The organism is Pseudoalteromonas sp. SG44-8, from assembly GCF_014164125.1.
Classification (GTDB): domain Bacteria; phylum Pseudomonadota; class Gammaproteobacteria; order Enterobacterales; family Alteromonadaceae; genus Pseudoalteromonas; species Pseudoalteromonas rhizosphaerae.
Window position 1 is genome coordinate 1 of the sequence record NZ_JACJEQ010000065.1, and the last position, 3,158, is coordinate 3,158.

At 49.4% G+C, this 3,158-nt stretch carries 2 rRNA genes; both read right to left on the minus strand.

The window, feature by feature from the left end:
• Positions 1-115 (minus strand): 5S ribosomal RNA (gene rrf, locus H5163_RS20935).
• Between the two features lie 131 nt (positions 116-246).
• A 23S ribosomal RNA gene (locus H5163_RS20940) occupies positions 247-3,133 on the minus strand.
• Positions 3,134-3,158: the final 25 nt, after the last annotated feature.

The window sequence follows — 3,158 nt, forward strand, 5'->3', positions numbered from 1 at the left end:
GCCTGGCAATGTCCTACTTTCACATAGCAAATGCTACACTATCATCGGCGCTGTTTCGTTTCACTACTGAGTTCGGCATGGGGTCAGGTGGGTCCAAAACGCTATTGTTACCAAGCAAATTTGGTGTTAATCGCGTTAGCAATTAACTAAAATTTGGAATTCTGATAATAAAGTTTTCAGTAAATCTACTTTAGTCTATTAACTTCTTGCGCTATCAACTATCACATAAAACGCGTTTGGCGTTGTATGGTTAAGCCTCACGGGTAATTAGTACAAGTTAGCTTAACATATCACTATGCTTCCACATCTTGCCTATCAACGTTGTAGTCTTCAACGGCCCTTCAGAGAGCTTATAGCTCTAGTGAGAACTCATCTCGAGGCCTGCTTCGCGCTTAGATGCTTTCAGCGCTTATCAGTTCCGAACGTAGCTACCGGGCAATGCCATTGGCATGACAACCCGAACACCAGCGGTTCGTTCACTCCGGTCCTCTCGTACTAGGAGCAACCCCTCTCAATTCTCAAACGCCCACGGCAGATAGGGACCGAACTGTCTCACGACGTTCTAAACCCAGCTCGCGTACCACTTTAAATGGCGAACAGCCATACCCTTGGGACCGACTTCAGCCCCAGGATGTGATGAGCCGACATCGAGGTGCCAAACACCGCCGTCGATATGAACTCTTGGGCGGTATCAGCCTGTTATCCCCGGAGTACCTTTTATCCGTTGAGCGATGGCCCTTCCATTCAGAACCACCGGATCACTATGACCTACTTTCGTACCTGCTCGACGTGTCTGTCTCGCAGTTAAGCTGGCTTCTACCATTACACTAACCGTACGATGTCCGACCGTACTTAGCCAACCTTCGTGCTCCTCCGTTACTCTTTGGGAGGAGACCGCCCCAGTCAAACTACCCACCAGGCACTGTCCGTAACCCCGATTCAGGGGCCAACGTTAGAACATCAAAACTACAAGGGTGGTATTTCAAGGACGACTCCACAAAAACTAGCGTCTCTGCTTCTAAGTCTCCCACCTATCCTACACATGTAGGTTCAATGTTCAGTGCCAAGCTGTAGTAAAGGTTCACGGGGTCTTTCCGTCTAGCCGCGGGTACACAGCATCTTCACTGCGATTTCAATTTCACTGAGTCTCGGGTGGAGACAGCGTGGCCATGGTTACACCATTCGTGCAGGTCGGAACTTACCCGACAAGGAATTTCGCTACCTTAGGACCGTTATAGTTACGGCCGCCGTTTACCGGGGCTTCGATCAAGAGCTTCTCCGAAGATAACCCCATCAATTAACCTTCCGGCACCGGGCAGGTGTCACACCGTATACGTCATCTTGCGATTTTGCACAGTGCTGTGTTTTTAATAAACAGTCCCAGCCACCTGGTCACTGCGGCTCCAATCAGCTTAGGGAGCAAGTCCCATCACCAATCGGAGCGTACCTTCTCCCGAAGTTACGGTACGATTTTGCCTAGTTCCTTCACCCGAGTTCTCTCAAGCGCCTTAGTATTCTCTACCTGACCACCTGTGTCGGTTTGGGGTACGATTCGGTATAATCTGAAGCTTAGAGGCTTTTCCTGGAAGTATGGCATCAGCAACTTCATCACCTTAGTGACTCGTCTCGTGTCTCAGCCTAACAGCAACCCGGATTTACCTAAGTCGCTAGCCTACTCACTTTCACATGGACTACCAACGCCATGCTTGCTTAGCCTGCTCCGTCCCCCCATCGCAATTATACCAAGTACGGAAATATTAATCCGTTTCCCATCGACTACGCCTTTCGGCCTCGCCTTAGGGGTCGACTTACCCTACCCTGATTAACATGGGATAGGAACCCTTGGTCTTCCGGCGTGCGGGTTTTTCACCCGCATTATCGTTACTCATGTCAGCATTCGCACTTCTGATACGTCCAGCATACCTCCCGGTACACCTTCAACCGCTTACAGAACGCTCCCCTACCACTCAGAATAAATTCTGAATCCGCAGCTTCGGTGCATAGTTTAGCCCCGTTACATCTTCCGCGCAGACCGACTCGACCAGTGAGCTATTACGCTTTCTTTAAAGGATGGCTGCTTCTAAGCCAACCTCCTGGCTGTCTGGGCCTTTCCACATCGTTTCCCACTTAACTATGACTTTGGGACCTTAGCTGGCGGTCTGGGTTGTTTCCCTCTTCACGACGGACGTTAGCACCCGCCGTGTGTCTCCCGGATATTACTTTACGGTATTCGGAGTTTGCAAAGGGTTGGTAAGTCGGGATGACCCCCTAGCCTTAACAGTGCTCTACCCCCGTAAGTATTCGTCCGAGGCTCTACCTAAATAGATTTCGGGGAGAACCAGCTATCTCCCGGTTTGATTAGCCTTTCACTCCTAGCCACAGGTCATCCCCTAACTTTTCAACGTTAGTGGGTTCGGTCCTCCAGTTGATGTTACTCAACCTTCAACCTGCCCATGGCTAGATCACCGGGTTTCGGGTCTATACCTTGCAACTATTCGCCCAGTTAAGACTCGGTTTCCCTACGGCTACCCTATTCGGTTAACCTCGCTACAAAATATAAGTCGCTGACCCATTATACAAAAGGTACGCAGTCACCCAACAAGTGGGCTCCTACTGCTTGTACGTACACGGTTTCAGGTTCTATTTCACTCCCCTCACAGGGGTTCTTTTCGCCTTTCCCTCACGGTACTGGTTCACTATCGGTCAGTTGGGAGTATTTAGCCTTAGATGATGGTCCACCTATATTCAGTCAAAGTTTCACGTGCTCCGACCTACTCGATTTCACTTAAAAGGGATTTTCATGTACGGGACTATCACCCTGTATCGTGGCACTTTCCAGAGCCTTCCATTAACACCAATTAAGCTTAAGGGCTGTTCCGATTTCGCTCGCCGCTACTTTCGGAATCTCGGTTGATTTCTTTTCCTACGGGTACTTAGATGTTTCAGTTCTCCGCGTTCGCCTCGTTAACCTATGTATTCAGTTAACGATACCTGCAAGCAGGTGGGTTTCCCCATTCGGAAATCCTAGTCTCAAGTGCTTTTTACTAGCTTGACTAGGCTTATCGCAAGTTAATACGTCCTTCATCGCCTCCAACTGCCAAGGCATCCACCGTGTACGCTTAGTCACTTAACCATACAACCCAAACGGGTCTTTGTTT